A 1,734-nucleotide genomic window follows, 5' to 3' on the forward strand; every position below is an offset into this window, starting at 1 on the left:
AGGTATTTTAAACGCACTTATTGGCGGCATAAGCCCCCTCCGTTTTATTGCGTTTCAACTGGGAATGGGGCTTATGATATTTGTGTTGTATCACAACAATCGCTCTAACGTGTTAACCGCCTCGGCCTGTGTTGTGGCAGAATAGTCGCATTGTTTGCGTCAGGCGACTGACAAAGCGCTATCTAATGATAGCGTACTACCTGAAGTTTCTGGAGAGTCACATGCAGCTTAAACGGGTGGCAGAAGCCAATCTGCCAACGCCATGGGGGGATTTCCTCATGGTCGGTTTTGAAGAACTGGCAACCGGTCGTGACCACGTTGCCCTAGTTTATGGCGATATATCTGATAACAAAGCGGTGCTGGCTCGCATTCATTCTGAATGCCTGACTGGCGATGCCCTGTTCAGCCTGCGCTGTGACTGTGGTTTCCAGATGGAAGCAGCGATGGCGCAGATTGCCGAACTTGGCCGCGGTATTCTGCTTTATCATCGTCAGGAAGGCCGCAATATCGGGTTGCTGAACAAGATCCGCGCTTATGCGTTACAGGATAAAGGCTACGACACCGTTGAAGCTAACCACCAGCTCGGCTTTGCCGCTGATGAGCGTGACTTCACCCCGTGCGCCGACATGTTTAAGCTGTTAGGTGTGGAAGAAGTTCGCCTATTGACCAACAATCTGCGCAAGGTAGAGATCCTCACTGAAGCCGGGATCAACATCGTGGAGCGCGTTCCGCTAATCGTTGGGCGCAACCCAAAAAACGCCCACTATCTGGATACCAAAGCCGCAAAAATGGGCCATTTGTTATCTAAGTAAGTGCAAAAAAGCGGGCCTGCTCTGGCCAGCTCTCTCTTCGTACTCTCGCTAGTCCAGCATATTCCTGATCACATAGTGCAGAATGCCGTCATTCTGGTAATAGGTCAGCTTCATTACCGGTATCTATACGACAGCGTATATCCAGCTTCCTTATGACCATCCCGCCAGTTAAGGTCGCTTTGTGTCAATATCGATCGAATTCTGCCCCCCCTAGAGGTGCGGACGATTTCTTGGACTCTCAGGAGAGAAATAATGTTTACCGAAGCAGAACGGATCCGCGCAATTGAGCTTTACTTTAAATACGGCAGAAAACTGGCTCCCGTGGTTCGTGAGCTGGGGTACCCCTCTAAAAGAAATCTGCGACGCTGGATCCGTTTATGGGAAGCGAGTGACGGTGCTACAGAAATCATACGCCATAAGCCACATTACTCTGATGTGCAAAAGCAGGCTGCTGTTGAACATTATCTTAACCATTGTTGCTGCCTAGCGTTTACCACTAGGACTTTCGGTTATTGTCAATACCGATCGAATTCTGACCCACCCCCATTGAATTACTCGAACGTTGTTGCTTTCGTTTTCTTCTGGATTTGACCACTTTTCAGCTTATCCTTCAGTCGGTAGCTTTGGCCGCTGATTTGGGCAATATGCGCATGGTGAAGCAGCCGATCCAGCATCGCTGCCGTCAGCGTTTCGTCATCACCAAACGTTCCGGACCACTGAGTAAACGGCAGGTTGCTGGTCAGGATCACGCTGCCTGACTCATAGCGTTTAGCAACGACCTGAAAGAACAGGTTCGCCTCCATTTTACCGAACGGCAGATAGCCCACTTCGTCAATGATCAACAGCTTAGGCTTACCTACAACGCGGTTCAGGTAGCCCTTCAGGTCACCCTGACGGTGTGACGCCATCAGTTGCAGCATCA

At 50.1% G+C, this 1,734-nt stretch carries 2 protein-coding genes and 2 pseudogenes; 2 read left to right on the forward strand and 2 right to left on the reverse strand.

Annotated features, from left to right (window positions below):
• Positions 1-221 precede the first annotated feature (221 nt).
• A complete protein-coding gene (ribA, locus tag BBW68_RS00385) occupies positions 222-812 on the forward strand; it encodes a GTP cyclohydrolase II (RefSeq protein ID WP_070133538.1) in 591 nt (196 codons plus the stop codon).
• Positions 813-860: 48 nt separating this feature from the next.
• On the opposite strand, the pseudogene BBW68_RS20400 reads toward ribA, so the two are convergent.
• Positions 861-948 (reverse strand): annotated as a pseudogene (locus tag BBW68_RS20400) (hypothetical protein); the annotation flags it as partial.
• Between the two features lie 116 nt (positions 949-1,064).
• Here BBW68_RS20400 and BBW68_RS15215 point away from each other — a divergent pair.
• A pseudogene (locus tag BBW68_RS15215) lies at positions 1,065-1,325 on the forward strand (transposase); the annotation flags it as partial.
• A gap of 38 nt (positions 1,326-1,363) precedes the next feature.
• Here BBW68_RS15215 and BBW68_RS00390 read toward each other — a convergent pair.
• Positions 1,364-1,734, reverse strand: a 371-nt coding sequence (locus BBW68_RS00390; RefSeq protein WP_186821232.1) for an ATP-binding protein, incomplete at its 5' end; no start/stop codon positions are given.

Source organism: Candidatus Erwinia dacicola, from assembly GCF_001756855.1.
Lineage (GTDB): Bacteria > Pseudomonadota > Gammaproteobacteria > Enterobacterales > Enterobacteriaceae > Erwinia > Erwinia dacicola.